The 24,107-nt window shown below is 39.9% G+C and carries 33 protein-coding genes; 18 read left to right on the forward strand and 15 right to left on the reverse strand.

Features of this window, described 5'->3' with window-relative positions; genetic code table 11:
• Positions 1-29 precede the first annotated feature (29 nt).
• The 4 genes from EHR06_RS02885 to EHR06_RS02900 all read right to left on the reverse strand — a co-directional run bounded on the left by EHR06_RS02885 (position 30) and on the right by EHR06_RS02900 (position 3,837).
• Positions 30-326, reverse strand: a complete 297-nt coding sequence (locus tag EHR06_RS02885; protein ID WP_135755630.1) for a YciI family protein — start codon at positions 324-326, stop codon at positions 30-32.
• Between the two features lie 64 nt (positions 327-390).
• Entirely contained in the window at positions 391-1,473 is a 1,083-nt protein-coding gene (locus EHR06_RS02890) for a fatty acid desaturase (RefSeq protein ID WP_135755631.1), read from the reverse strand.
• 114 nt (positions 1,474-1,587) lie between these two features.
• The gene (locus tag EHR06_RS02895; protein ID WP_135755632.1) at positions 1,588-2,871 is read right to left on the reverse strand and encodes a UvrD-helicase domain-containing protein; all 1,284 of its coding nucleotides are present in this window, start codon (positions 2,869-2,871) and stop codon (positions 1,588-1,590) included.
• Between the two features lie 63 nt (positions 2,872-2,934).
• A complete protein-coding gene (locus EHR06_RS02900; protein ID WP_135755633.1) occupies positions 2,935-3,837 on the reverse strand; it encodes a prohibitin family protein in 903 nt (300 codons plus the stop codon).
• A gap of 145 nt (positions 3,838-3,982) precedes the next feature.
• On the opposite strand from EHR06_RS02900, the gene EHR06_RS02905 reads away from it, so the two are divergent.
• On the forward strand, positions 3,983-4,327 hold the full coding sequence (locus EHR06_RS02905) for a hypothetical protein (protein WP_135755634.1): 345 nt from the start codon (positions 3,983-3,985) through the stop codon (positions 4,325-4,327).
• Between the two features lie 41 nt (positions 4,328-4,368).
• Positions 4,369-5,022, forward strand: a complete 654-nt coding sequence (locus EHR06_RS02910) for a DedA family protein (protein ID WP_135755635.1) — start codon at positions 4,369-4,371, stop codon at positions 5,020-5,022.
• A 7-nt stretch (positions 5,023-5,029) separates the two neighbouring features.
• Here EHR06_RS02910 and EHR06_RS02915 read toward each other — a convergent pair whose 3' ends face one another.
• Together EHR06_RS02915 and EHR06_RS02920 are read right to left on the reverse strand one after the other, a co-directional pair.
• Entirely contained in the window at positions 5,030-5,923 is an 894-nt protein-coding gene (locus tag EHR06_RS02915) for a hypothetical protein (RefSeq protein WP_135755636.1), read from the reverse strand.
• 44 nt (positions 5,924-5,967) lie between these two features.
• Positions 5,968-6,786: a hypothetical protein gene (locus EHR06_RS02920; RefSeq protein WP_135755637.1), complete on the reverse strand. Its 819-nt coding sequence runs from the start codon at positions 6,784-6,786 to the stop codon at positions 5,968-5,970.
• A 419-nt stretch (positions 6,787-7,205) separates the two neighbouring features.
• On the opposite strand from EHR06_RS02920, the gene EHR06_RS02925 reads away from it, so the two are divergent.
• The 5 genes from EHR06_RS02925 (at position 7,206) to EHR06_RS02945 (ending at position 10,437) form a co-directional block, all read left to right on the forward strand.
• The gene (locus EHR06_RS02925) at positions 7,206-8,414 is read left to right on the forward strand and encodes a DUF4785 family immunoglobulin-like domain-containing protein (protein ID WP_135755638.1); all 1,209 of its coding nucleotides are present in this window, start codon (positions 7,206-7,208) and stop codon (positions 8,412-8,414) included.
• An 83-nt stretch (positions 8,415-8,497) separates the two neighbouring features.
• Positions 8,498-8,827 carry an ArsR/SmtB family transcription factor gene (locus EHR06_RS02930; protein ID WP_135755639.1) on the forward strand — a complete coding sequence of 110 codons (330 nt, stop codon included), beginning with the start codon at positions 8,498-8,500 and terminating at the stop codon, positions 8,825-8,827.
• A 69-nt stretch (positions 8,828-8,896) separates the two neighbouring features.
• Positions 8,897-9,361, forward strand: coding sequence for a DUF6428 family protein (locus EHR06_RS02935; protein WP_135755640.1), 465 nt, complete (start codon positions 8,897-8,899; stop codon positions 9,359-9,361).
• Between the two features lie 219 nt (positions 9,362-9,580).
• A complete protein-coding gene (locus EHR06_RS02940) occupies positions 9,581-9,919 on the forward strand; it encodes an ArsR/SmtB family transcription factor (RefSeq protein WP_135755641.1) in 339 nt (112 codons plus the stop codon).
• Positions 9,920-9,921: 2 nt separating this feature from the next.
• Entirely contained in the window at positions 9,922-10,437 is a 516-nt protein-coding gene (locus EHR06_RS02945; RefSeq protein WP_135755642.1) for an SRPBCC domain-containing protein, read from the forward strand.
• Positions 10,438-10,577: 140 nt separating this feature from the next.
• On the opposite strand, the gene EHR06_RS02950 is transcribed toward EHR06_RS02945, so the two are convergent.
• A complete protein-coding gene (locus EHR06_RS02950; RefSeq protein WP_135755643.1) occupies positions 10,578-10,934 on the reverse strand; it encodes a DUF2200 domain-containing protein in 357 nt (118 codons plus the stop codon).
• A 51-nt stretch (positions 10,935-10,985) separates the two neighbouring features.
• On the reverse strand, positions 10,986-11,426 hold the full coding sequence (locus EHR06_RS02955; protein ID WP_135755644.1) for a VOC family protein: 441 nt from the start codon (positions 11,424-11,426) through the stop codon (positions 10,986-10,988).
• A gap of 148 nt (positions 11,427-11,574) precedes the next feature.
• On the opposite strand from EHR06_RS02955, the gene EHR06_RS02960 reads away from it, so the two are divergent.
• The 10 genes from EHR06_RS02960 (at position 11,575) to EHR06_RS03010 (ending at position 16,229) form a co-directional block, all read left to right on the forward strand.
• Entirely contained in the window at positions 11,575-11,898 is a 324-nt protein-coding gene (locus EHR06_RS02960; protein WP_135755645.1) for an ArsR/SmtB family transcription factor, read from the forward strand.
• Positions 11,891-12,370 carry an SRPBCC family protein gene (locus EHR06_RS02965; protein WP_135755646.1) on the forward strand — a complete coding sequence of 160 codons (480 nt, stop codon included), beginning with the start codon at positions 11,891-11,893 and terminating at the stop codon, positions 12,368-12,370. The genes EHR06_RS02960 and EHR06_RS02965 overlap by 8 nt, the downstream gene beginning before the upstream one ends.
• On the forward strand, positions 12,367-12,783 hold the full coding sequence (locus EHR06_RS02970; protein WP_135755647.1) for a GFA family protein: 417 nt from the start codon (positions 12,367-12,369) through the stop codon (positions 12,781-12,783). The genes EHR06_RS02965 and EHR06_RS02970 overlap by 4 nt, the downstream gene beginning before the upstream one ends.
• A gap of 177 nt (positions 12,784-12,960) precedes the next feature.
• The gene (locus EHR06_RS02975; protein ID WP_086445645.1) at positions 12,961-13,245 is read left to right on the forward strand and encodes a DUF3144 domain-containing protein; all 285 of its coding nucleotides are present in this window, start codon (positions 12,961-12,963) and stop codon (positions 13,243-13,245) included.
• Positions 13,246-13,283: 38 nt separating this feature from the next.
• A complete protein-coding gene (locus tag EHR06_RS02980; RefSeq protein ID WP_135755648.1) occupies positions 13,284-13,559 on the forward strand; it encodes a hypothetical protein in 276 nt (91 codons plus the stop codon).
• Positions 13,560-13,745: 186 nt separating this feature from the next.
• Positions 13,746-14,270, forward strand: a complete 525-nt coding sequence (locus tag EHR06_RS02985; protein ID WP_135755649.1) for a hypothetical protein — start codon at positions 13,746-13,748, stop codon at positions 14,268-14,270.
• Positions 14,271-14,875: 605 nt separating this feature from the next.
• Positions 14,876-15,118 carry a CopG family transcriptional regulator gene (locus EHR06_RS02990; RefSeq protein WP_135755650.1) on the forward strand — a complete coding sequence of 81 codons (243 nt, stop codon included), beginning with the start codon at positions 14,876-14,878 and terminating at the stop codon, positions 15,116-15,118.
• On the forward strand, positions 15,108-15,383 hold the full coding sequence (locus EHR06_RS02995) for a type II toxin-antitoxin system RelE family toxin (protein ID WP_135755651.1): 276 nt from the start codon (positions 15,108-15,110) through the stop codon (positions 15,381-15,383). The genes EHR06_RS02990 and EHR06_RS02995 overlap by 11 nt, the downstream gene beginning before the upstream one ends.
• A gap of 262 nt (positions 15,384-15,645) precedes the next feature.
• The gene (locus tag EHR06_RS03005) at positions 15,646-15,846 is read left to right on the forward strand and encodes a type II toxin-antitoxin system VapB family antitoxin (protein ID WP_208757734.1); all 201 of its coding nucleotides are present in this window, start codon (positions 15,646-15,648) and stop codon (positions 15,844-15,846) included.
• Positions 15,843-16,229, forward strand: a complete 387-nt coding sequence (locus tag EHR06_RS03010; protein WP_135755654.1) for a PIN domain-containing protein — start codon at positions 15,843-15,845, stop codon at positions 16,227-16,229. The genes EHR06_RS03005 and EHR06_RS03010 overlap by 4 nt, the downstream gene beginning before the upstream one ends.
• Before the next feature lie 61 nt (positions 16,230-16,290).
• Here EHR06_RS03010 and EHR06_RS03015 read toward each other — a convergent pair whose 3' ends face one another.
• From EHR06_RS03015 to EHR06_RS03040, 6 genes are all read right to left on the reverse strand, one after another.
• Positions 16,291-17,073 (reverse strand): aminoglycoside 6-adenylyltransferase, encoded by a 783-nt coding sequence (locus EHR06_RS03015; RefSeq protein WP_135755655.1) that lies wholly within the window; start codon positions 17,071-17,073, stop codon positions 16,291-16,293.
• Between the two features lie 89 nt (positions 17,074-17,162).
• Positions 17,163-17,648, reverse strand: coding sequence for a VOC family protein (locus EHR06_RS03020; RefSeq protein WP_244288475.1), 486 nt, complete (start codon positions 17,646-17,648; stop codon positions 17,163-17,165).
• Positions 17,649-17,781: 133 nt separating this feature from the next.
• Positions 17,782-18,804: a CHAT domain-containing protein gene (locus EHR06_RS03025; protein ID WP_167492266.1), complete on the reverse strand. Its 1,023-nt coding sequence runs from the start codon at positions 18,802-18,804 to the stop codon at positions 17,782-17,784.
• Between the two features lie 340 nt (positions 18,805-19,144).
• Positions 19,145-20,011: an alpha/beta hydrolase gene (locus tag EHR06_RS03030; RefSeq protein ID WP_135755657.1), complete on the reverse strand. Its 867-nt coding sequence runs from the start codon at positions 20,009-20,011 to the stop codon at positions 19,145-19,147.
• 112 nt (positions 20,012-20,123) lie between these two features.
• Positions 20,124-21,206, reverse strand: coding sequence for a PA0069 family radical SAM protein (locus EHR06_RS03035; RefSeq protein WP_135755658.1), 1,083 nt, complete (start codon positions 21,204-21,206; stop codon positions 20,124-20,126).
• Positions 21,207-21,290: 84 nt separating this feature from the next.
• A complete protein-coding gene (locus EHR06_RS03040; RefSeq protein WP_135755659.1) occupies positions 21,291-21,920 on the reverse strand; it encodes a glutathione S-transferase family protein in 630 nt (209 codons plus the stop codon).
• A gap of 361 nt (positions 21,921-22,281) precedes the next feature.
• Here EHR06_RS03040 and EHR06_RS03045 point away from each other — a divergent pair, with 361 nt between their 5' ends.
• Positions 22,282-23,283 (forward strand): PAS domain-containing protein, encoded by a 1,002-nt coding sequence (locus EHR06_RS03045; RefSeq protein WP_244288507.1) that lies wholly within the window; start codon positions 22,282-22,284, stop codon positions 23,281-23,283.
• A 141-nt stretch (positions 23,284-23,424) separates the two neighbouring features.
• Here the strand turns inward: EHR06_RS03045 and msrA are convergent, their stop codons facing one another.
• Positions 23,425-24,057, reverse strand: coding sequence for a peptide-methionine (S)-S-oxide reductase MsrA (gene msrA / locus EHR06_RS03050; RefSeq protein ID WP_135755661.1), 633 nt, complete (start codon positions 24,055-24,057; stop codon positions 23,425-23,427).
• Positions 24,058-24,107 lie beyond the last annotated feature (50 nt).

A 24,107-nucleotide genomic window follows, 5' to 3' on the forward strand; every position in this document is an offset into this window, starting at 1 on the left:
CGAAAGGAGTCGGGAGGCGGTTTTTTTCTTCAGCCTTCGATCCAGCTTTTTAGGAATGTCTGGTGTTTTACCGGATGGAACTCGGTGTATTTATAATTTGCATAACCTAGTTTTGCGAAAGGATCTCCTTTCATTGTTTCGCTGATCTTTTCCAAAGAGATGGATTTTGCGATGATCATTCCGCCGTTTCTTGGTTCTTTCGGTCCGGAAAGAAGAAGGGTCCCAATATCATATAAGGTTTGTAAAAACTCTCTATGAGCCGGGACCGCTTGGTCTAATTTTTCGAGTGGTACTAAATATTCTAATTCGATCAGGAAAAACTTCATTCTGAAAATCAGACTTGCCGGCTTACTTTAAAAATCAATTCCCAATCGAATTAAATGGAAATTTTTAAGTGGCCGCTTCTAATTCAGGCTCCGACTCATCCTCATCGTTGAATGCTTCGGAATAGGTCATCCATCTTTTAGTGTCCGGATCCATAAGTTTACATTTGGATGTGGACTCCATATAGTCTTTCCAAACTGATTTTCTTTCCACCACATAAGCTCCGTAATGTACTTTGATCTCTTCCAAAGCTTGGCCCAATTTATAGAAAGGAATTTTCATATGAACATGATGAGGGGAGTGGATGAAAATATTATGCATAAAAAAGTTCAGGAACTTAGGCACATGATAATTTACGGTTCCTCTCATTTGTCCGTAAAATGGGGTCCATTCGTCCGCTTCTTTCCAAGGGACTTCAGGACGGATATGATGCACATATACGGTAATTCCGATAAAATAATTCCAAGAGATAAAAGGAAGAAGCCACACTTTTAGGAAAAACCATGTCCCTAACCCAAGATCAAATCCGTTAGGAGTGTTTCCTCCGAAATAGAAAACCGCCGCTCCGGAACCGAATGCAAAGGTGAGCATAAGTAATTTATCTCTGAGAGCTTCTTTCATAGGAGCTGTGAAAAGGACCATACCTTTCAGCCAGATCTCCACCAGATAATAGATCCCTCCTCCTAATGCGGACCAGGAAAGTCTATGAAATGCCTTTCTGAATATTCCAAAATTTTTATATTGTTCAGGAGTTACAGGATGCCATACGAAATCACCTTTGATCTTGATCGTATGACCGTGATGGACCCTATTATGTCCGTATCCCCATTGATTATAAGCATGCAATGAAGGAAGCATTGCGATCTGTCCGATCCAATAAGCGAGTCTTTCACTTTTGAATAAGGCTCCGTGACATGCGTCATGGCCTATAATAAAAAGAGAAGCGATGCTTAAACCCGCAAATACCCAAAGAAAAGGAAGATAATACCAAGTTTCAACGTTCCAGAGCAGGAACATGGTGACCGAGAAGAAGAAAAGGTCCCGGATAAAATAAGCGATCCCTAGATAACTAGGATTGTCGAAGCTGCTATCGGAGATGATCTCCCTTACACTTCCAAGAGTTTCTTTCAGTTCTGTATTCTTTTTCATCTTTTTATCCTATGTTTCCTGAATAGGAGGTTTTTATTAACGGATTGTTAGATGAGAGCGAACCATGTTCGCTTTGTTGCAGAAAAATATCAGGATCTAAAATAAATTTCCGTTTCAAGATTTGAATAGCTGAAGTTCTCTCTTAAAATAAGAGAAAAATAAGTCTTCGGCGGTTTCTCTGCCTGAGCCTGTCTTTTTACCTAAGATAATGAGACAATCCTTGGCTCTGGAAAGCGCAACATATAGAACTCTATGTTCTTCTTCCCTGATCCTTTCCGGAGAATCTTTCCTGAGATTCCAGCCGTCGGCCAAGTCCACGATCACAGTATGAAATTCTAAACCTTTTGCAGAATGGATCGTAAGTAATAACTCCGGTGGAACTCCCGCATGCAAATATTCTCTGATCCTATGATTAGAACGGCATAATATTTTTAATTCTCCTCCGCTTCGTTTATACAATTCTCCCAAAGAAGGAAATAATTCCTGGATCTTATCTATTTTGATCCTGGAAACGAGAGCTTTTCCTTTACGATGGGCGATTACATTCTTCTCAATTTTGTTCTTATTTTTGGAGATAGGTATGGAAGAAGTCTCCACGATCTTTGGCAGAGATCTATAATTCGTGTTCAGGAATTTTCTGGTGCAAGGTTGGAACATCTTAGGGAAATCCAAAAAATTACTTAAATCGGTACCCCTGAATGAATAAATGCTCTGACTATCATCTCCAACTACCAGGATTTTGGATCGTTCCGATAGTAATTTTAAAAATCTAAGTTGTTCCGGGTCTGTGTCTTGGAATTCGTCCACTAAGATCCTTTTTAAACTTCTCTTCGGGATTTCAGTCCAAGAGCCTCCAGTCTCTAAAGAATCTAAAAACATTGTGACTAAATCGTCCAGATCCAGTTTTCCTTCTTTACGTTTGAAGTTTTTATAATCTTCTAATAATGGGCTTTTCCAAGTTTGAGGAAAATTAGAAGGTAATGCGGAACCTCCGATCAGCAGCTCGTACGGAATTCCACCTATGAGATCCGATTCTTTGCGGAACCATTCTCTAAAAAATAAATTCTTTTCCGTAGAAGTAAGGATAGAAGGTCTCCTGTTTTTAAAATCAGGATGCCAGGTGATCAAGGCTCTCAGGCAGAATGCATGGAATGTATGAACTCTTACCGAGTCTATATTAGTTTTCGTTTTAATTCTTTCTCTGATCTCACCTGCAGCTTTTCGGGTAAAACTTAAGACCAGTATTTCTTCTCCACTTGTACCTTGAGAGAGTTCGTTTTGTACTACTCCTACTAAGGTGCTGGTTTTTCCGGAACCTGCTGCGGCGATTACTTGTAAAAATCTAGACCGATCTTGTATGATCTCTTGTTGGGCTTGGCTGAATTGGGAAAGGTCCATACAGGACCGTTTCCCAAATTTTATTCGGCGCGCGTATTTTTTTGGGCGAGCGGACCTTCTTCTTTATTTATCCACTGCAGGAGGAAGATCTATAGCCTTAGGACCGTCCGAAGGAGTATTTATGATCATAGGAAGAGAATCTTTCCCTGTCGGAACGAATAGAAGTTTTGTATTAGGATTTTCGAAAGCTTTTAGCTGGATATATTGTTTTGTCAACTGAGCAGCGATCATCTTCTGGGCTTTAGCTCTTGCTTGTGCTTCGATCACGGTTGCTTGTGCGGTCCCTTCCGCTTCAATCACCGTGGATTTTGCTTTAGCTTCTGCGTGGATCACAGTGATTTCCGCGTCCTTCTTCGCTATATTAATCTCGAATTTCATCTGTTCCTGCTCTTGCTCTTTGGTAAGTTTACCTTCGATCGCAGTTAGGATGGGACGGCTGTATTCTATATCGTCTATGATCACATCATCTATTTCTACATGTTTTCCTCTTAATTTTTCTCCCAAGGCTTGGCGGATATCCTGAGATACCTTAGGTGTTTCTTTAGAAATTTTGATCATACTATAAGCGGATAATGCGTTACGAACAGATGTCCTGAATTGAGGGCGTACCACTTTTTCGTAATAATCCGGACCAATCTCTATTTGAAGATTATAAATTTCTCCAGGTACTGGTCTTAGGATAACTGCTGCCACTACATTAATGGTCAAATCATCCCTGGTAAGTACATCCACCTTTTCTTTGTAGGAGGTCCATTGGGTTTGGTACAATACCACATCGTTCCATGGAGCGTAGAAATAAATTGCATTCGTCAATAGGTCCTTTTGTAACCCGCTTGTCAAAGGATGATATCTGAGTCCTGCTTCTCCCGGCCGAATGTTCGTGTAACAACCTGTTCCCGCGAGCAAGCTCAAGGAAAGAAGGGCAGACAAACTCAAACTTTTTGTTAATAATTGAAACCTGGTCATATAAATCTCCGTAGGACCTGTGTATAGTTGGACCAGGTTCGGATTAGGAACGTTTCCCGATCGCTCAAAATCGGAATGGGCGACAATGAAAAACGAATGTACGAAACTGTTCTTTTGATTTGAATTGGTCTAACGGATTCAGGGTATGGAAGAAGATCTCCAAAACTTGCCTAAGATCAGGACCAGATTCAGAGGGATTGTGGAATCTATTTCGACGGATCCCAATCCGGAAAAAGCAAGGATCTTGATCAAAGACATAAAACTGCTGGTTTCAGGCAGAAAGGTTATCTATGCTCAGGACTTTTATTATTCTTTTCGTTTCAGAAAACAAAATCTGAAACAGGGTGATCCTGTAGAATTCGATGCCAGGATCAGACCCGACAAAAGAGGAGTTTCCTCCGGAAAAATCCGTTTAAATTATCCTACAAAAATTTATAAACAGGGTCCGGACCAAGCAGGTCTATTCCCGGAAGTACGCTCTAACATTTGACTTCCCCGCTGGACCCTTGAATCTGACTCTCGGAGCTTAAATTGGAAACTATCAAATATCTTTTAGACTTCTTCTTGCATCTTGAAAATCATTTGGATGCATTGATCATCGCTTACGGCACTTGGATCTATCTGATCCTATTCTTGATCATCTTTTGTGAAACCGGTCTTGTTGTAACTCCTATACTTCCGGGAGATAGCTTGCTCTTTGCTTTGGGCGCATTTGCAGCCAGAGGGAGTTTGGATCTTACTACCTTACTCGTACTTCTTATTATTGCCGCGATCCTAGGTGATACAGTCAATTATGCGATCGGTCATTTGGCAGGGGAGAAGATCCTTGCAAAGGAAAAGGTCCCTTTCTTAAATAAAAAACACCTGGAAAAGGCTCACCAATTCTACGAAGAATACGGTGGAAAAACGATCATCATTGCAAGATTTATCCCTATCGTTAGGACGTTCGCTCCTTTCGTAGCTGGGATCGGAAGTATGACTTATACTAAATTCATTTTGTATAATATAGTCGGCGGAGTGGTTTGGATCGCTATTTTCTTATTCGGCGGTTATAAATTCGGGAACCTGGAGTTCGTTCAAAGGAACTTCAAGATCGTTATTCTAGCGATCATTGTCATTTCAGTAATGCCTGCGGTGATAGAGTATATTAGAGAAATGAGAAAAACTAAGGCTTCCGAAAAATAATCGAAGCCTATTGGCTGCAATCCTTGGTCTGATTTAAACTTTTGACCAAGGGTTTGTCCTTATAACGTTTAAATGGAGGAGGTTCCATATCCCTTGCGATATCCGAATCTCCACCTCTTCCTCCGGGACTGATTCCCACAGGTCCGAAACTAGAAGCAGGATAAAAACAAACCGGAAACTCTTTTGCTTCTTCTAATTTTTTAGATTTTTCATTCGTTTTAAAAACTTGGTCTTGTACTCGAACGTAAAGAAGGTTCGAATTCTCCGACCAACGTATCCTGAACTCGGGAGTTTCTTCCCATTTAGCCAAAGGAAATTCGAAATAAGATCTATCGTAAGAAGAAGATTGTCCGTTTACATCCGCTATGATCAGCATGGGAGATTCTATCTCCAGATCAGATTTCAATTTTCCTAATATAATTGCCGCTTTTCCTCCGTCTGGAGAAGGTACGAATTGAAAGATAGTTTGGTTTTCTTTTTGGAAATTTTTAGGTTCGAAAGAATGAAATCCTTTCGGGGACCAAACTGCAGGAAAACGAATCGATCCGCCGTATTCGTCATTTGTGCCTTGGATCCAAAATAATCGGTTGGTTGCGGAATGAAAATAGACCGATCCCGGCAATGTCCAAGATCCAACTTCGTAAGAATAAATGGGGGGATCTCCGGAATCGTTACCGGGTCCTGATATTTCATAAATCCTGAATTTAGTTCTGTAATTCTTTTTGTGAGTGGTTCCATTCAAAGGATTCCATGCATCCTTCTCCTCGTAGATCACTTCAGTTTGAACTATATTTTTGCCGGTCTCAGACCAGCCTCTTTCGACCGCAAGGCTTGCGGGTCTCCATTGTATTTGTGAGCAGTGGAAGATTAATAAGGGGAGTAAAACGGTTAAAATTTTCATAAACGATAGCGCGCCGGTTTTTCGACGCGCTATTTTGGATTGGATTATCTCCAGCCTTCGTTTTTCAATTCACTGTGGTTCAAGTATAATCCGGAGGATCCTACGGAAGGAGCTCTCGTGTGACCTTGGAACTGAGTATAGGTTACGTTCGAGTTGAACGGCCAAATACCTTCGCTCTGAGTCAACGATGATTGGCAAACGCTAACTCCGCCCGACTTGTTATAAGCACAGGAAGAATGGAAAGCGACTGCGTAATCGTCCTCGCCCGGAAGAATCAGGGATGCACCAGCCATACCTTTATAACCTGGTACTTGGTATACAGTGATACCTGCAGTGTTGTTGTGGTTGTAAGCGCCGCGAGCAGTTCCAACGATCAGGGATTTATCCATTGCGTTACCGCCGAATCCGAATGTAACACCATTCAGAGCGGAAGCAAGCTCGGATCCACCGGATGCAGAAGCTAATGCAGTAACTTTAGTTACGTTATAACCTTTGCTAGAAGTGGTTCCACCTAAGTTAGATAACCAATACTCAATCGCATAACAACCAGCGCTATGACATACGATCTTGCAGGAGTTAGAACCCTTGCAATATGTATTCAAGCCTGTAGTGATATTGGTCTGAGCTCTTGCCGATCCATAATTTCTTGGGTCAGAAGTTCCGTCGTAACCAACGAAAATTTTGCTTCCGGACACAGAGTTCGGTGCACTTCCCCAATAATTATTCACGTCAGTAGTTCCCACTCCGTTGTGGTTGCTGCCAGACTTTCCGTGAATGAAAACCGTATAGGTTTGCGCAGAAAGCGACCCAACAAATAACGATGCGAAAACACATCCCAATACCATACTTTTCCAATTTTTCATCTTCTCTATTCTCCGATCTTTTGGGAAAACCAAAACCATAGCTTTTGATTTTCCCGGTCTACAAGTATGGGGTAAGTGGTCTCTTACGTCAAGTGATTGGACTTTTTTTAACATAACGGGTAGAATGTAAAAATGAATACAAATAGATAACTGTATTATTAAATTATAATATATAACGTACGCTACAATACCGTGCAGTGTTAGTTACAATTTATTTCCAAACAATTGTTACGATGATTTGTAAGTAAGAAATAAGAAGATTGGCAAACCAAACAATAAGACCGAAAAGAATCTGTTCTAATAAAATTAGTCCAAAAGGATTATCGAATTTCTCCTTTAAAGATCCTTAAAATAAAGGTTGAGAAAGGCCTCGCATTTCGTATATAGGTGAGCCTGTACTGGGCATTGAAAAATTAGAGATGAGTCAAAAAAAAATTTTTATCTACCTCGGCCTTGCGATTGCAGCCGCCTTGGTTTTCTATCTATTAAGGGATGAGGCTGAAGAGAACGGTTGGTTTCTATCAGAAGAAGAGAAAAAAGCGAAAGCGGAATGGATGGCGAAAGGGAGTCCTCCTGGTGGTGGTTCTGCATCGGACAATCCGGACTTTTTAGGAAGTTTGGATGAGTCCATTCCTCCTGAAAAAGTTTTAAAAGATTATTTAGAATGGTCCGAATATCCGCCTAACTCAAGACCTTTGACCAAATACAACGAAGACCTAACAAATCCATATTTTATCCAACTTTCTCCAATTGCGATGGTGGATAAGCCCGAGGATAAAAAACCAAACGGATATTCCTGCAAATTACAACCTTTACAATGGGCAGCGATAGGTGTGAAAGATCCTCTTCATATCACCTTAGAATGTTTTAATACGAGCAATTTCGAGAAAGTTCCATTAAATATTCGTAATGTAAAACTATGGAAAGAGTTCGATGGCAACAAATTCGTAGCCCTTCCTCCCGACGGAAATGACAAGGGAATAGACGGGGATGCTCACGCTAAGGACAATGTTTTTACATTCGAATGGAGACCCACTTACAAGGACTGGGGAGACATGTTCATGGAAGTGGAGTTCGAATACGCAAAGGAGAAGAAGCAGGGTAAAGTTCTGTCCTCCTTCTTCTCTTCTCCCTACCAACCCGCAGAATGGAGCGGATACTTCTTGGATGTTCCGAGAGACGGTTCTTTGAGTGTAAAGACCGGAGTGAATGTATTCAAAGCAGGTACCTATCATTTAGAAGCCAACCTTGTAAATTCTGGAAACGGGGACCCGATCGCTTGGGCAAGCTTTGACGGCAAATTGAATGCAGGAAGGCAAGAGGTGGAGTTTCTATTTTTCGGTAAATTGATCCGAGAAAGTGGATACGAGGGGCCTTATGCTTTGACCCAATTAAGAGGTCATAGGGTAAATCTTGCAGTGGATCCGGATTGGTTCGGGCAAGGGGAAGAAGGAATGAGAAGGATCCTGGCAGCAAAAACCACAGAGCCTGATAAAGAATTAGTCGGTCCTTATAATAGGGACAACTATACTACTAAGGAATATAATCTGAATACTTTCTCTTTAAAAGCTTATGAGTCTCCGGAGAAGGACCAGAAGGTAAAACAGTTACAGGACCTGGCGCGTTAATGTATAAATCCGTTTTGCAGTTTTTCGTAGGAAGCCGAGAATAATCTCATTGAAAAATCGAAAGCTCGATTTCCATTTGTGGTATGGGTGTTACTAAGACAGAGTTATTCAACAAAAAACAGAATCGTATTGCATCTTATGCAAAAGCTCTCGGTCACCCTGCCAGAATTGCAATTTTGGAAGCGATTATCAAAAGAAAAGCCTGTATTTGTGGAGATTTAGTGGAAGAGCTCAATTTAGCCCAAGCAACAGTATCTCAACATCTAAAGGCTTTGAAAGAAGTTGATATTATCAAAGGGACAATCGACGGTCCTGCGGTATGTTATTGCATTAACGAAAAATCTTGGGGAGAGATTCGAGATTATTTCGGGCATTTTTTTGCCCAAAACCTAGATAGCAAAAATTGTTGTTAAAATTCAATTGACATTAATCGTAATATTGCAATATAGTAATTATAATAAAACTCCCTATTACGGTTAATTATGAAACTATCGGAAATCAAAAATATTTTACCGAATCTGACTAATATCGAATTTCAATTGGAAAACGGCGCATTTGTGCCGGAACATTTCCATGTTACGGAGATCGGCTTTATCACAAAACATTTCATTGATTGTGGTGGAACTATCCGAGACGAGAAAGTTGTCAATTTTCAGCTATGGAATGCAAATGATCACGATCATAGATTAAAACCTAAAAAACTCTTAAGTATCGTCAAATTATCCGAAGAAAAATTGGGAATCGAGGACGCAAAGATCGAAGTCGAGTATCAAGTAGATACGATCGGAAAATACGATTTAGATTTCAACGGAACACACTTCATTTTAAAGAACAAACAGGCCGCATGTTTAGCAAGTGACTCCTGCGGTAGTTCTTCTACAAAACCTAAGATACAAATCTCCGGTACAAGTAGTTCATGCTGTGCTCCTAAATCTGGATGTTGCTAAAAGTTGATCGGCAGATGAAGCAAACGATGAGTTTGCTAAAGTGTTTTGATTCCACGCTATACAAGAAGGGCTTCGACTTAACTATAAAAAACATACCTGAAAGAGCCCGTTTTGGCGGTAGGGCGCAAATTTTCTCACTGATTTAGTTTTTCCTTAAAAAGTATAAAAAGCTTGACTTTATTTCTTTATATAACTATATGATTATATAATTAAGTAACTATGCAAAATCTCGACTCTACCTTTGCCGCACTCGCTGACCCGACTCGCCGCGCGATACTCATGCGTCTGGCTAAGAGCGATTCAACGGTCATGGAGCTTGCTAAACCCTTCAAAATGAGCCAGCCGGCTATTTCTCGGCATCTCAAAGTTTTGGAGGAAGCAGGTCTTATCTCGACCACGATCCGCGCACAGGAACGGCCGCGCAGACTTGAAACTGCACCGCTTAAAAAGGCCACGGACTGGATTGAGAAGTATCGCAAGATATGGGAAGAGCGCTACCAAGTGCTCGATGGGCTACTCGAAGAATTGAAGACGATGCAGACAATAGGAGACGAATAGAAATGAGAGCAGATCAAAAAGAATTGAAGGTAGAACTTCGAGGCGATAGAGAACTTGTCGCAACACGTTACTTCGCCGCACCACGCAAATTGGTATTCGATTGTTTTACTAAACCCGAGTTAATGCGTCGTTGGCTAACTGGTCCGGAAGGCTGGACTCTTGAAACCATTAAGAACGATCTTAAGGTCGGCGGTAAATATCTGTATGTTTATGCGGACCCGAAAGGAGCCAAAATGGGTCTTTATGGAACATTTACAGATGTAATCATATCCGAGAAAGTTGCGAATACTGAAAATTTTGCAACTGACTTGTCAACGTTCGATCCGGATGCTCCGGAAAATCCGGATGCTACTACCGAGTCTCGTACCTTCACAACTGAAGGAGAACTAACTCTTATGACTCATGTATACAGATTTGCTTCTTCAGAAGCTCGTGAGTTGGAAAGAGGCGCAATGGATGGATGGGTGGCATTATGCGAAGCACTCGATAAGTTATTATTGGAGCTTGCAGCAGTTTAGATCTAAGGTATATCATGTACGGCCCATTTACGGGGCCTGGTTGCATTTGTGCATGGGCGCATGTTCGCCCATGCAGCGAAACTCGCCAGCTGAGGACCCGACTAATTATGGCCTTCTACCATTCCAAACAAAATGATTCGCTAAACTGATCCTCTTAATATTTTTTCCATGGCCTTTCCTTTGGCCAGTTCATCGATCAACTTATCTAGATAACGGATCTTCTGCATAAGTTTATTTTCTACATTTTCCACGCGAACACCGCAGACAACACCTTTGATCAGAGAAACATTATCATTGAGATGAGGAGCCTGATCGAAAAATTCTTCGAAATTCACTTCATTCTTAAGTTGTTTTTGAAAACTTTTAGGATCGTATCCAGTGAGCCAAAAAATGATTTTATCTACTTCTGCCTTTGTTCGTCCTTTTCGTTCCGCCTTTTGAACATACATAGGATAAACACTTGAGAAGGATGTGGTAAAGATTCTATGATTTTCCATTTGATTTCAGTGCCTTATCGATTAAGCAAATTTCGTTTAACAATAAAAGATCTATTTCAATTCCTCTGCCAGTGCGATAATGAATCCTTCGGGGGTTCTCAAATAACATAGAAGGTAACTATCTTCATACTGTTCTAACTTACCGACTAGTTTCACTCCATGTTTTTCGAGTCGAGTCACTGTATCCTTGATATCATCTACTGCAAACATTACTCGAAGATAACCTAAAGTGTTGGAAGGAGCATTTTTCGGTTCTCTGCTTATTACCTTTGGTCTGATAAACTTAGACAATTCCAATCGACTGTGTCCATCCGGTGTTTTCATCATTGCCATATCGACTTGCATTCCTTCAAGTCCTACAACATGGTCCGCCCAGGATCCTTCTACTCTCATTTGGCCTTCTAACTCTAAGCCTATCTCTTTGAATATTGCGATCGTAGCCGGAAGGTCTTCCACAACAATACCGACATTATCCATTCGTTTCACTGCCATTTTCTCGGATCCTCCATTTGGCTAGTATAGGCCCCATATTTACTTGGGTGGTCGATCCATTTATTTATTTACTCTCCGGTAATTTTTTCAATATTCTAATTGACATGCAGGCAAATGCCTGCATATTATTTTCTTACAAACGCAACGAATGGACGCTGATAATGTTTTTAAGGCGCTGGGAGACCCTACACGCAGAAAACTTCTCGATCTTTTATATGAGAAGAACGGCCAAACATTGGGCCAACTTTGCGAGCATTTGGATATGGCCCGCCAATCGACTACGCAACATATCGGGATCCTTGAGGCGGCCAATCTGATAAGCACGGTTTGGCGCGGCCGGGAGAAGTTACATTTCATTAATCCTGTGCCGTTGCATGAGGTCTATGAACGCTGGGTTCGAAAATTCGAACACCAGAGACTTAGCCTGCTGCATGACCTGAAGAAGGAACTTGAAGGAGAGAATAATGAGTAAAGAAAAGACTAGCTTTGTTTATGTGACCTATATCCGCTCGACACCGGAAAAAGTTTTCGAAGCAATCATGAAACCTGAGATCACTCGACTCTATTGGGGGCATGAGAATATCTCCGACTGGACGCCGGGAGCTTCCTGGGAGCATGTACGTGCAAACGATCGTACAGTGAATATTGTAGGTAAGGTTGTGGAAGTTGTCCCGCCGACTCGTTTAGTTATCTCTTGGGCGAGCCCTGCAAATGCTGCCGATCCGGATAGTTATAGTCGAGTAACTTTCAGTATAGAAGAATATAATGATATGGTAAAGTTGACTGTCACTCATGATGAACTTGAAGCAGGAAGTGGAATGGCTAAAGGGATACAGCAAGGTTGGCCGATCGTTCTTTCCAGTCTGAAATCTTTATTGGAAACAGGCAAGGGTATAGATGTATTTGCTAAGCCTAAATCGGTTTCGAGCGGAAGTCTCTCATGACCAAACCTTATACCGGCGGATGCGCTTGCGGAGCGATCCGCTATTCCACCAAACATGAACCAGTCTTTCAAAACCATTGTCAGTGTCGTGACTGCCAACTTAGAAGCGGCACTGGGCATGGATCCTATCTAACTTTTCCTGCTAGAGCAGAGATGGAAATTACAGGGGAGGCAACTCATTGGGAAGTCGCAGGTGACAGCGGTAATATGAAGATCCATTCCTTCTGCCCAACATGCGGGACTCCTGTTTATCTTCGCTTTGCTGCAATGCCGGATATGATCGCAGTTCATGCAGGAAGTTTAGATGAGCCTGGCCGATTTGCTCCCCATGTGCTTACTTATAAAGTTTGTGGGTTGGCCTGGGACAAGATTGATCTTGGGTTGAAGGCGTTTGAGAAGATGCCGACTGGTTGAGGCGGATGGGTGAATGTTCGCCTATCCCGACTTGGGGCGGTGCATAGGCGTTGATTCGTATATGCATTTGAAACGCAGTGAATAGGCGCACGTTCGCCCATGTGGTCGTTAGGCGAAATAGCAAAAAATACTGATCATTAAATTCAAAAATAGAGACGGAAACAAAGAATCATCAAAATGGATGAAATAGACTCAGAGTTTTTTAAGAGAGCAGATGAACATATAGGTTTAGCGAATCGACAAATAGAGGCAGGTTTAGGACGGGGAAAGGTGAGTGCATCTCTTTTATATTCTGCGGCGCGGTTTAATGCTTGGGTTGCTGCGTGTGCCGCGAGTGATGAACAAGATCTTTCGAATGATAAGCCAGAGATATTAGAATATTTTGTAGAAGAATACAAAAAAATGTTAACAGAAAATATAGATGACTATATTAATAATTTTAATAAGTATATGAAATCCTAAAATCAGGTTATTAATTCAGTATTTTGAAATAGAAATAGATGTCGAACTATTCCGTATTAAGTTGGCTTCTTATCGCCTTGACTGAATTTGATAAGAAAGATGATCCAATTGCTCCTCTTTTAAAATTGTTCGATTTATCAGTCGGGGCACTCGAAAACATACCTCATTCTGAAACGAATGAAAAGGGTTATAGGTTACGTTTCAATTTAGAACATCAGCATTATTTGATGTCTGAGGGATTTGAAACGAAGCTTGATGGTGCTATTGAAGAATCAGTTATATGGGTCAAATCCCTTATGGAAAGATATCCTTAAGAGATTTGACCACTACGCATAACTACCGCCTCAGCCGCTGCGCTTCGGGCTGCTTTCGCACCCTCGCTCCGGCCTTGCGGCACATTTGCGTCTGTCACTTCGTTTGCAGAGCAAACTCGTGCCATCGCAAACGTCGGCTAGGCTTGGTCGTTATGCGTAATGTCTGGAAATTAATAGGAAAAGAAAATGGTTCAATATGAAGTAGATCCAGAAATAAAAAAGCAGGTAGCTGCTCAGCAAAGACTTTTGCGAGTTAAATTTTGGTTAGAGATCCTATTTTGGCTTATCTTGAACATCCTTTCGTTTACCTATGCAGAAAGATTATTGGTTAATTTTGGTTATACATCAAACTATTTAACATTAGTTAAATGGACTACGAACATAGCGGTCCTGTTCTTTCCTCTTTTTTCATTCTTTACTTTTGCGAATCCTCCATTTGCAGCATTAGGTGATCAAATACAAAGTCTTCTGAAAGGAGGTAAATCTATCTATAAGGCCATTGGAAATGACTTTGTTACTCTTGATGTAAAATATAAAGATTCACTGTTGTATAACGTGGCAAAGGAATCGAAGTATCTTTCAGAATGGATTTTTAAGAGGGCCGGCGCGTATTTATGGGGCGGTATGAGTATAAGTATATTTGGGTTGCTGTTTTTAATTTTTTCGGCGCAAGATATATATATACTGGGGATTTTACGGCTTCGAAGATAGCGAGTATTTTGACATATAGAGTAATACCATTTATCTTTATAGAGGCTATTGCCATATACTTTCTTAATCAGCACAGGAATACGATGGACGATTTTCGTTATTTTGAAGCTATAAAGAGAGAACGTGAGCATAATCTGATTATTTTTAATATGTTTACTGATAAAACGATTAATAAAGGGGAAGACATTCTCAAATATTTACAGACGACAGTAACAGTTCCAAATGCTGACAAAGAGAGATCATCGATTTCAAATCGAGATATTTTGAGATCTGTAGATTTTGTCTCTCGATTAATAAGGAAAATAGACAAATAGAGCCAGACACTACGCATAACTATCGCCTCTGGCGTTGCGCTTCGGGATGCTTCGCACCCTCGCTCCAGGCTTCGCCACATTCCGCTTTGTCACTCATCTTGCAAAGCAAGCTTCGTGCCAAGTGCTTACGCACTCGCGGAACGTCGGAACACCTTGGTCGTTATGCGAAACGACCGCAAATATTTCTTAAAATGAGAATTATTTGGAAATTAGCTCCGGAAAACCTTAAAAAGCAATTTGACATATGAATTATTATGCTATATATTGAATAAAATTGCAGGTATAATTAGTATGTCCAAGACAATCACATTGCGAATTGAAGACCCGATTTACGATATATTTAAGAAAGCCGCTGACGGAGAAAGACGTACGATTTCGAATTTCGTAGAAAATGCAGCAATTCAGTATCTTACGAATGAGTTTTATGCATCTGATGAGGAGATGGATGAAATTCTTTCAGATAAGCAATTAATCACATCCTTGAAAAAAGGTATGAAAGAAGTAGCTCAAGGAAAGTATAAAGTTGTCCGCTGAATATAAAATAGCGGAAACCGAGCAATTTCAAAGTAAACTTAAAGATCGTCAATTCTCACATCTTCAAAAGAAGCTAACAGATTATGTATATCCGATTCTTAAAAAGAATCCATTCTTTGGTCCTAATGTTAAAAAGCTAAAGGGCGAATTTGATGGTCTTTACAGATATCGCATTGGTAAGTATCGTTTATTCTATTTGATAAAAGATAAGGAACTATTAATTATTTTCGTTGATGTAGATCAAAGAAAAGATAGTTACAAGTAGAGGCGGTCGCATCGCCTAACTATCGGTGCTTCCACTCCGTTCGTGGATCGCTAGCGCGACCACTCGCTCGGGCTACGCCACATTCGCGTCCATCACTGCGCTTGCAGAGCAAACTCGTGCCGTCGTAAACGTCGGAACACCTTGGTCGTTTAGGCGAAATGGCAAAATTCATAATATCGAACTAAGTTCATTTTTTAGGAAAGTAGCAATATAGATAGTTTATTAAAATAAGATTTGACAATGCATATAAATTAGTCATTTTATGCATATTGTGAGAACTACCGTAGATATTCCTGAAGAATTGTTTTTAGAAGCAATGAGGTTAACTCATTTAAAAACTAAGACTGATGTAATAAAAGAGGGACTTACTTCTTTAATTAGAAGAGAAAAGTTAAAAGATCTCAAAAAGTATAAAGGATCCGTTAATCTCGAGATTAATTTAGATGATTTACGGAAACGATGAATCGCATTCTATTAGATTCGTCAGTATGGGTTGAATATTTCAGGCATAATAATTCATCAATTTCGAAGGAAGTTGACGAATTGATTGATAGAGAAAATATTTATACTAATGATCTCATTTTGGCGGAATTAATTCCTTTTCTTAAACTACGAAAGCAATCAAAGATAATTGCTTCTTTAGAGGCTATTGAACGATTTCCATTAGATATTGATTGGGAACAGATCATTGAATATCAAACTTCAAATCTTAAAAATGGAATTAATAAGGTTGGAATTCCAGATTTGATAATTGCTCAGAATGTGGTTCAAAATAAGGCAGTGCTTTTTACATTGGACAAACATTTTAAGTTAATGAGTAAGAGTATTAAACTAAAAATTTACTAAAAGAGCCACTACGCATAATTGACGGTGCTTTCGCACGCTTCGGTCGGCAAACTTTTAATATTTATCTACTAACGATATTATTCAAATAATCCAAAGCGTAATTCTCAGCTTCGGATAAGTTTTTGATTTCAGAATTATAAAGTGCTGATCTTAATTCTTTATACAGCTTAACTGAGTTCAGTATGCTGTCTTTAATCGATTTAAAATCGTAACCTGGAATTGTTAATTTTAGTTTTTCAAGATCGTTTGGATCGATAATGAATTCTAATTTCCTGACTCCTCGAGGAAGAGATTTATTTTTAAGATGAAGAAGAGGACCTAAAACCGTATTTCTGAGGAATGATAAAAAATCGATCGTCTCAAAATACTCTCCTCTTCCTAATTTAGTTCCGGCGTAATGTATCCAAACCCAAAATCTATCTTCAATCCATTGGAAATCCGGATTTGGCCATTCTGCCTTTGTCGATTCGAGGATCAAAGGGATCTGTTCATTATTCTTATAGATAAAGACAGGGTTTTCGATTCGGTTATTCAATTCTGAAAGCTGGATAAATTTGAAATCAACATGAAGGAATGGATCCTCATACAGGCAAATTAAGAGCCTTCTCTCTCCGACATGTTCGCCGGTAAACGCTGATAGTAAGGTCCCGAAATTATTTGCGAAATCGAGCATCTTATTTTTCTGATATTGAATTCCATCTTTTAAGACTATGACAAAATCAATATCGGAGTATTCATCAAGTTCCTTGGAAATGAATGATCCGGCTATTGCAATACCTTCTATTGCTTCTATACTCGAAGCAAATTTATGTACTTTATCAATAAATAGATCTATCTTTTCCATATTGTCTTAATTGTTGTATGGCGAAGTATCGAGCGACGCGGAAATACCGAAAGCTATGTGTAGTTTCCCCGCCGGTTATTCTTTTTATTTTACTTTAACTCTGAAATTATTAATTTCTTTTGTTTAAATGTGTTCATCATTGCTTTTCTGCTTATTACAGGATCGCTATTATGAATGAGGTCAAAATACTCGGTCGGAACTACCTGCCAAGATAAACCGTACTTATCTTTACACCAACCGCAAGGTCCTTCCTCACCACCATTAGTAGTTAAGGCATCCCAATAGTAATCTACTTCAGCTTGGTCTTTGCAATTAATTACAAGAGATATTGCTTCATTAAATTTAAATAATGGACCTGCCGCTAATATACTAAATTCAACACCTGCTAATTCCATTACAGCTGTTTCGAATTCGCCTGATAAATCATCACTATCAGGGTTGCCGTCTTTTGGCATTTTGGTAAATAAGCGATAATCTTTTAATTTACCATCCTTAAATATAGATAGGTAGTATTCGACTACGGCTTTTGCGTCTTTTTCTACCCACAAACAAGGGGTGATTTTTTGTTGTATCATATTTTTTCCCTGCGTTATTTCATTCGTTCTTTGATTTAAAGCAGACTTCTAAAACAAGAAAACAATTTTTCATTGTTTTCTTGATTGTTGTGTTTTATTTATACCAATAATCTTTATTTAATGTTATTTATATTCAAGTAGGTTTTACAATTACTAATTCTTCAGAGTTTACACCTTCATGAACAAATAACTCTGGTGTATTCTCCTCAGGTATTCCTTCCATCATCAGGAGAGCTTTGGCCTGATCGAATGATTTTTTCACGGACAAGCCAAAACCTATGGAAGAATAAAACTGAGATGAAAATATCCTAGCCGCTTCATCGCCTATACTTGTATTCATTCCAATAGCAGCATCAACATATTTTACGACACTCTCCGCTTGATTTCTTGAATAGCAAGTGTTAAAGAAAACTAATCTGATCGTCTCGGAAGACGCCATCATCGTTTGGACAAGCGCCTCCTTACTTACTAATTTTGTATTTCCATTTGAGTCCTGAAATACAATTTCATCTTGATTAGATCCATGCCCACTGAAATGGACTATTGTTGGACTAAACTCGTTAATAGCTTGTAGTAGATCCATTGGGCGAATAGCCCAACGGGATTCGAATTTAACGGAATCTCGATGCTTTGATTTTTGAATCATTTCTGTTATACTTCTAGCTTCTTCATCTAATCTCAATTGCTCTTGATCTATTGGATTAGCGGCTAAAAATAAGACTATAATCTTATCCGGTAGATCTTGCAATCGAAGAAGAGATGCTTGTGTAGCAGCGTGAAGCTGGTTATGTTTACTCAAAGTTTTATCGATTTGAGTAATTTTCTGATTATATGCGAGTTTAGTTTTCTCCATTTCTTTAGATCGCTTCTTATATTCATTTTCTTCTTCTCTTGCTATTTTCTTATCTTCATCAACAATCTCCTTCTGCTTTTTAGCTATCGCTGTTTCAATAGCCGATATTTTTTTCTCAACATTCGTCTTCTCTCTTTGGTAACGTTCTATTTCTGAATATTTGGACCTAATAGTACTTGCAGAATTAGTCCTACTAATACTGTCTGTTACCCTTTGTATTTTCGAACTTAACTCAGGAATTTTTTTTGATTCATTTGCCTTATTAGATTGAAGCCTAGTTAGCTCTTCTCGTTTGTTTTGCAAATTTCTTCTATACGAATCGAGTAATGACATTTCTGGGCCTTTGGAATATTTATAGAATTTGTTGTCGGACATGGCGCATAATGGATTGTTTTGCGAACATTCGCCTATGCTGATTGGTTGCGAACAGGCGTTAGTTCGCCTATGCGCGCAAGAATTGTTTATGGGCGTCGATTCGCATATCCGTCCGAAAGGTAACGCATTGCCGTCGGTTCGCCTATCCACCTAAAAAGCAACGCAATGGCCGCGCGTTCGCCCATGCACACACACTGTATATCTGAATCCCGGCAATTTAAAGCAGACTTCTCGCCGACCTCAAAAAGGGGAGAAACCTCCCCTTATCTCAATGAGTCTGTAACCAGTTCACTAAATCTCCCAAAACCTTTGCCTTGTCCGCTGGAAGTTCATTCATGGTTTCATGATACAAGCCGTCATAAATTTTCATGGACTTGTCTGAAGAAGGAATGACTTTGAACGCTTCTTCCGTTCCTACGGAAAGTGCGATCGAATCTTCTTTTCCATGGAATAGATAAACCGGGAAGTTGATACGAGCCGCTTTTTCTAAAGCTTTTTCTTTGGAATTCAAAAGGAAGTCTCCTAAGTAGGCTCCAACAGAACCGTGAACTAAAGGATCTTTTTTGTAAGCTTCCACAACTGACTTGTCTCTGGATAATGCGTTTACATCTAATCCGGTTGGAACAGTAAGAGTGGGGAATGCTCCTGCGAGTAAACTTCCTGCGCCTTTTTTGATATTCATTACTAAATCCGTTTTTACTGAGATAGGCAATCCGCTCAGAACAAGTCTGTCTAAACTTGCTTGGTGGGAAGGTTCTCCGGCGTAAAATAATGAGATCAATGCTCCCATGGAGTGTCCCATTAGAGTGACTTGTTTCACTCCTTCTTTTTGTTTTGCAATGCTGATCAGTCTGTCCAGGTCCGCTAAAAATTGGTTAAAATGAGTGACTACACCTCTGCTTCCACCTGATTTTCCGTGGCCGCGGGCATCTATTAGATAAACATTATATCCTTTTCCGGAAAGAGCTTCGAGTAGGTTGTCGTATCTTTTTCCGTGTTCTCCGATCCCGTGATGGACCACTAAGGTTCTAGGATTGTTTGCGTCTTTTGCGCGGTAGGCTCTATAATAGATGGATACGTCGCCTGCTCCTACGAAGGTTCCGTCTTCCAGATGGTAGTTTTGTTCCCAATTCATTCGGTAAATATCCGATCTGTCTGAAAAATGGGGAAGGAAATTTCTATCCAATCTGCTTCTTTCTTTCTACTATTTCGAACGAACGTAATGGCTGTGGTCTTCGTTACAGTCCTTATTCCGGAAATAGGCCCGGTAGGAATTCCTCATGTTTTTTCTTTTTCAGAAGATAACGAGAAGGAACTGCAAATAGATCGGTCCTCAATTCTCTTCTTTTTGTGAGCCCGAACCTTTTGATGCAGATCGAAAATCTTTTTTGGAGAAGTTCCGCATAATTTCCTTCTCCTTTCATTCTTTCTCCCCAGGTTGCTTTGTATAATTTACCTCCTCTTGCTTCCGAGATTATTTTCAGGACTTTTTCTTTTTTGAGAGGGAAATGTCTGGTAAGCCAATCTTCGAATAAAGGCGCTACTTCGAATGGAAGTCTCACGAATACCATTCCGGCAGCTTCTGCACCTGATAAAGATGCCTGTTCCAATAGATATTCCATTTCGAAATCGTTTATAAAAGGAATTACAGGAGCAAATAATACCCCTGTTGGAATTCCAACATCTGTGAGTTTGCGAAGAGTTTCCATTCTTCTTGCGGGAGCAGGGGCCCTAGGTTCTAATTTGGACCAAAGCTCTTTGTCCAAAGTGGTGATAGAAAGAAATACTTTCAAAATTCCTAATTTTCCCATTTCGGAAAGAATGTCTATATCTCTTTGTATAAGAGAGGACTTAGTGATGATTGCAGTAGGTTGTTTGAATTCCAACATCACTTCTAAGAGTGATCTTGTGTTTTTATAGGTCCTTTCTCCAGGTTGATAAGGATCTGTGGCCGTTCCTATCGTGATAGGTGAGACTGCCTGCTTTTTCTTTCTTAATTCTTCCGCTAAAAGTTTAGCTGGGTCCTTTTTTACGAATATTTTAGTTTCGAAATCCAGTCCTGGTGAAAGATCCACATACGAATGATTCGGTCTTGCGAAACAATAAATACATCCATGCTCGCAGCCTCTATAAGGATTGATACTTGCATCGAATGGAATATCAGGTGATTTGTTTCGAGTCAGGACTGATTTGGAATCTTCCCAAAAGAATTGGGTAGAAGGAGAGGTGTCCTCTCCTAGATCTATCCTATCTTCTAGCCAGACTTCTCTTTGGGTCTTATCAAATCTACTGGGAGGGAGTTCTTCTGTTCCTCTTTTCTTAGAATTCATACGTTTGAATCTTAAGAATTACTAAACAAAAAACAAGCAAAATTATGTTTGCATTTCGTTGGAGGTCCTACAAAATGATCTTGCTTAGTTGATCTCTAATTTAGCTCCTTCTCCCCAAGATTTGTAAGAAGGTAAACTGGAGATTGTCTCCACATACCCGCTTGCTTTAGGCCCGAGTTTTACTCCGTATGTTATGAATCTGGAAACAACCGGGGCATAGAATGCATCAGCAATGGAGAAGTTTTTACCGAATAAGAAAGGTCCTCCGTAGGAGCTCAAACATTCTTCCCAAAGAGTTTGGATCCTATCTATGTCCTTCTTTGCATCTTCCGGAACGGAGAAGTCGGACTTTCTGCCATGAAAATTCATGCTTAGATTGGATCTTAGGCCTGTGAATCCTGAATGCATTTCCGCAGTTACGGATCTTGCCTTGGCTCTTGCGATTTGATCCTTGGGCCAGAGTCCCTTCTCCGCATATTTTTCTGCCAAATATTCCGCGATGCTAAGACTGTCCCAGACTCTTAGGTCTCCGTCGTTTAAGACAGGGACTTTTTTAGAAGGTGAGTACTTATCGATTATGGCTGCGTATTCAGGTGTGAATAGTTTTAAGGAGATCTCTTCGAAAGGAATTTCGAATTGAGTGAGTAGGATCCATGGACGGAAAGACCAGGAGGAGATGTTTTTATTTCCTATTACAAGTTTCAGATCGCTCATAACTTAAGATCTCCTAAGGCGGGATGATTCTGCAAGAAAGTAATCCTTTCGAATTAGTAACTTGTAGAGATCGATACAGAGGCTTGGACTAGTTTGACTTTCTTTTGCAACAATTAGCTTCCGGAATTTTCATGATCAAGTGCACATAATCCTAGGAAAGTTAGAGGTCTTCATTTAACAGCGAGGTGTCTTCTTAGTATTCTAGGAATGGTTTGTAGGATTTTTTTGAAAATCCATGTCTTAAGTTATTAATAAGAGAGAAATCCTTTCGAAAAGAATCGAGCGGTTTCTTAGATACAAAACAAATCGGATGGATCTAAGCTTGGAAAACGTTAAAGAAATTATTCAAACACAAGAAAGTATGCCCGATATTTTGTTAATTTGCGATTCGAGCGGAAGGATCCTTCATATTAACGAGAATGGAAGGAAGATACTTAGTATCGCCTCGATAGAATCCGCTAAGAGTATGAGTATTACAGATCTTCTTTCCGAGACGGATCAAAAATATTTCGAAACAGTTATACTACCTAATGTAAGCAAGTCCGGAGAGTTTGAAGGAAGAGGACTTCATTTAATGAAGAAGGACGGAAGTTTCCTTCAAACAAAACAACATGCTTATCTAATGCCGGAGAAATCTTATCTATTCGTATTTACGGAAGATAAAGAATCGGAGGCGGGGAAGAAGGAAGCCTTATACAAAGCGTTCCAACAATCCCAGAACGGAATGTTCTTAACCGATAAGGAAGGTGTGATCCTTGCGGTGAATAAACAATTCGAAAAAATTTCCGGCTTAAAAGAGAATGAACTCATAGGAAAAACCCCTAAAGCATTCCAATCCGGAGCGGGGGCATCCAAAACTTTTTATGACGAGTTTTGGGAATCCGTTTTGCAAGGTTCGGTCTCTATCTCTAATTCGAATCTCAAAAATAGTTTCGTAAAAGATTGGAAACAAAATGTTCTTCCTATCAAAGATCGTAATGGAGAAGTTTCCAGCTTCTTAAGCACTATACTTGCGAATCCTGAACTTTCAGAATCCGGAGAAGCAAAGAATAATTCGGATTTTGCAAAATCTCCATCCGATACTTTCAGAAAATACGAAGGTATGGATAGAGAAGCCCTTATCGGAATTTTAAGAGATAAAACTAAACTCACCAAAAAAGAAACAGAGATCTGTGCGGGAATCGCTTCCGGTAAGGATAAGAGTCGTATCAGCGAAGACTTGGGTATCCATCCAGGGACTATGAAAAACCATCTTAAATCGATTTATAGAAAAACTATCGATCTAGAAAAAGAGATCCCAGGCCCGGAGCGAGATAAGCTTCAGAGACTTACGATCTATTTATTCCGTCTACTCGGGGAATAAGACGCAGAGTTTGTAAGAGACACCGAGTTTCTAAGAGTCGCAGGATTTTCTCACGCAGAGGCGCGAAGACGCTGAGGTAACGCGTTTAAAAAATCTCTCTGCGGCTCGGCGACTCTGCGTGCAAATATCTTTGTGACTTTTCTATCTCTGCGACTTTTCTCCCCAGGTTTTGATCACATAATCTTCTCTTCCGGAACCCTTTCTGTATTGTTTATAATGCGCAGGGTTCTTTTTATAATAGTCCTGGTGATATTCCTCTGCAGGATAAAATTCTGATGCTTGTAATATTTCTACCGCGATAGGAGAGGAGAATTTTTTAGAAGCTCCTATTTTATCCTTAAACTCCTGGGCCAATTTTCTTTGCACCTCATTCTTATAATAGATGGCTGCTTTGTATTGGTTGCCTCTATCTGCGAATTGTCCCCCTGAATCCGTTGGATCTATCTGTCTCCAATACGTGTCCAAAAGTTTTGCATAATCGATTTTTTTAGGATCGTATGTGATCAGGACTGATTCCCTATGTCCTGTTCTCCCGTATCCTACATCTTCGTAAGTGGGGTTGATTTCTTTTCCGCCGGTGTAACCTGAGATTACGGATATGACGCCCGGCAGTTTTTCAAAAGGTCCTTCCATACACCAGAAACATCCGCCTGCAAAAATGGCTGTTTCTGTTTTGGGAGTATCTTTGGAATAAAGAATATTCGAAAAACTAAATATTACGAATATTATAAGTATGGATTCTAATCTTATAAGTTTGAACAAATTCGTTCTCATTAGGTTCCTCATTGTTTCGTTTTTTTATGAATTTTTAATCTATCTATTCT

Source organism: Leptospira dzoumogneensis (assembly GCF_004770895.1).
Lineage (GTDB): Bacteria > Spirochaetota > Leptospiria > Leptospirales > Leptospiraceae > Leptospira_B > Leptospira_B dzoumogneensis.

What these genes read in the sequence shown, in the direction of transcription:
- EHR06_RS03040 (WP_135755659.1), bottom strand. Translation starts at nt 21,920, where the DNA reads ATGAGCGATCTGAAACTTGTAATAGGAAATAAAAACATCTCCTCCTGG.
- EHR06_RS02915 (WP_135755636.1), bottom strand. Translation starts at nt 5,923, where the DNA reads ATGAAAATTTTAACCGTTTTACTCCCCTTATTAATCTTCCACTGCTCA.
- EHR06_RS02985 (WP_135755649.1), top strand. Translation starts at nt 13,746, where the DNA reads ATGGTTCAATATGAAGTAGATCCAGAAATAAAAAAGCAGGTAGCTGCT.
- EHR06_RS02890 (WP_135755631.1), bottom strand. Translation starts at nt 1,473, where the DNA reads ATGAAAAAGAATACAGAACTGAAAGAAACTCTTGGAAGTGTAAGGGAG.
- EHR06_RS02970 (WP_135755647.1), top strand. Translation starts at nt 12,367, where the DNA reads ATGACCAAACCTTATACCGGCGGATGCGCTTGCGGAGCGATCCGCTAT.
- EHR06_RS02930 (WP_135755639.1), top strand. Translation starts at nt 8,498, where the DNA reads ATGGGTGTTACTAAGACAGAGTTATTCAACAAAAAACAGAATCGTATT.
- EHR06_RS03005 (WP_208757734.1), top strand. Translation starts at nt 15,646, where the DNA reads ATGCATATTGTGAGAACTACCGTAGATATTCCTGAAGAATTGTTTTTA.
- EHR06_RS02945 (WP_135755642.1), top strand. Translation starts at nt 9,922, where the DNA reads ATGAGAGCAGATCAAAAAGAATTGAAGGTAGAACTTCGAGGCGATAGA.
- EHR06_RS02925 (WP_135755638.1), top strand. Translation starts at nt 7,206, where the DNA reads ATGAGTCAAAAAAAAATTTTTATCTACCTCGGCCTTGCGATTGCAGCC.
- EHR06_RS02990 (WP_135755650.1), top strand. Translation starts at nt 14,876, where the DNA reads ATGTCCAAGACAATCACATTGCGAATTGAAGACCCGATTTACGATATA.
- EHR06_RS03020 (WP_244288475.1), bottom strand. Translation starts at nt 17,648, where the DNA reads ATGATACAACAAAAAATCACCCCTTGTTTGTGGGTAGAAAAAGACGCA.
- EHR06_RS02895 (WP_135755632.1), bottom strand. Translation starts at nt 2,871, where the DNA reads ATGGACCTTTCCCAATTCAGCCAAGCCCAACAAGAGATCATACAAGAT.
- EHR06_RS02955 (WP_135755644.1), bottom strand. Translation starts at nt 11,426, where the DNA reads ATGGCAGTGAAACGAATGGATAATGTCGGTATTGTTGTGGAAGACCTT.
- EHR06_RS03010 (WP_135755654.1), top strand. Translation starts at nt 15,843, where the DNA reads ATGAATCGCATTCTATTAGATTCGTCAGTATGGGTTGAATATTTCAGG.
- EHR06_RS02960 (WP_135755645.1), top strand. Translation starts at nt 11,575, where the DNA reads ATGGACGCTGATAATGTTTTTAAGGCGCTGGGAGACCCTACACGCAGA.
- EHR06_RS03035 (WP_135755658.1), bottom strand. Translation starts at nt 21,206, where the DNA reads ATGAATTCTAAGAAAAGAGGAACAGAAGAACTCCCTCCCAGTAGATTT.
- EHR06_RS02905 (WP_135755634.1), top strand. Translation starts at nt 3,983, where the DNA reads ATGGAAGAAGATCTCCAAAACTTGCCTAAGATCAGGACCAGATTCAGA.
- EHR06_RS02885 (WP_135755630.1), bottom strand. Translation starts at nt 326, where the DNA reads ATGAAGTTTTTCCTGATCGAATTAGAATATTTAGTACCACTCGAAAAA.
- EHR06_RS02940 (WP_135755641.1), top strand. Translation starts at nt 9,581, where the DNA reads ATGCAAAATCTCGACTCTACCTTTGCCGCACTCGCTGACCCGACTCGC.
- EHR06_RS02975 (WP_086445645.1), top strand. Translation starts at nt 12,961, where the DNA reads ATGGATGAAATAGACTCAGAGTTTTTTAAGAGAGCAGATGAACATATA.
- EHR06_RS03045 (WP_244288507.1), top strand. Translation starts at nt 22,282, where the DNA reads ATGCCCGATATTTTGTTAATTTGCGATTCGAGCGGAAGGATCCTTCAT.
- msrA (WP_135755661.1), bottom strand. Translation starts at nt 24,057, where the DNA reads ATGAGAACGAATTTGTTCAAACTTATAAGATTAGAATCCATACTTATA.
- EHR06_RS03015 (WP_135755655.1), bottom strand. Translation starts at nt 17,073, where the DNA reads ATGGAAAAGATAGATCTATTTATTGATAAAGTACATAAATTTGCTTCG.
- EHR06_RS02920 (WP_135755637.1), bottom strand. Translation starts at nt 6,786, where the DNA reads ATGAAAAATTGGAAAAGTATGGTATTGGGATGTGTTTTCGCATCGTTA.
- EHR06_RS02980 (WP_135755648.1), top strand. Translation starts at nt 13,284, where the DNA reads ATGTCGAACTATTCCGTATTAAGTTGGCTTCTTATCGCCTTGACTGAA.
- EHR06_RS02950 (WP_135755643.1), bottom strand. Translation starts at nt 10,934, where the DNA reads ATGGAAAATCATAGAATCTTTACCACATCCTTCTCAAGTGTTTATCCT.
- EHR06_RS02935 (WP_135755640.1), top strand. Translation starts at nt 8,897, where the DNA reads ATGAAACTATCGGAAATCAAAAATATTTTACCGAATCTGACTAATATC.
- EHR06_RS02965 (WP_135755646.1), top strand. Translation starts at nt 11,891, where the DNA reads ATGAGTAAAGAAAAGACTAGCTTTGTTTATGTGACCTATATCCGCTCG.
- EHR06_RS03030 (WP_135755657.1), bottom strand. Translation starts at nt 20,011, where the DNA reads ATGAATTGGGAACAAAACTACCATCTGGAAGACGGAACCTTCGTAGGA.
- EHR06_RS02900 (WP_135755633.1), bottom strand. Translation starts at nt 3,837, where the DNA reads ATGACCAGGTTTCAATTATTAACAAAAAGTTTGAGTTTGTCTGCCCTT.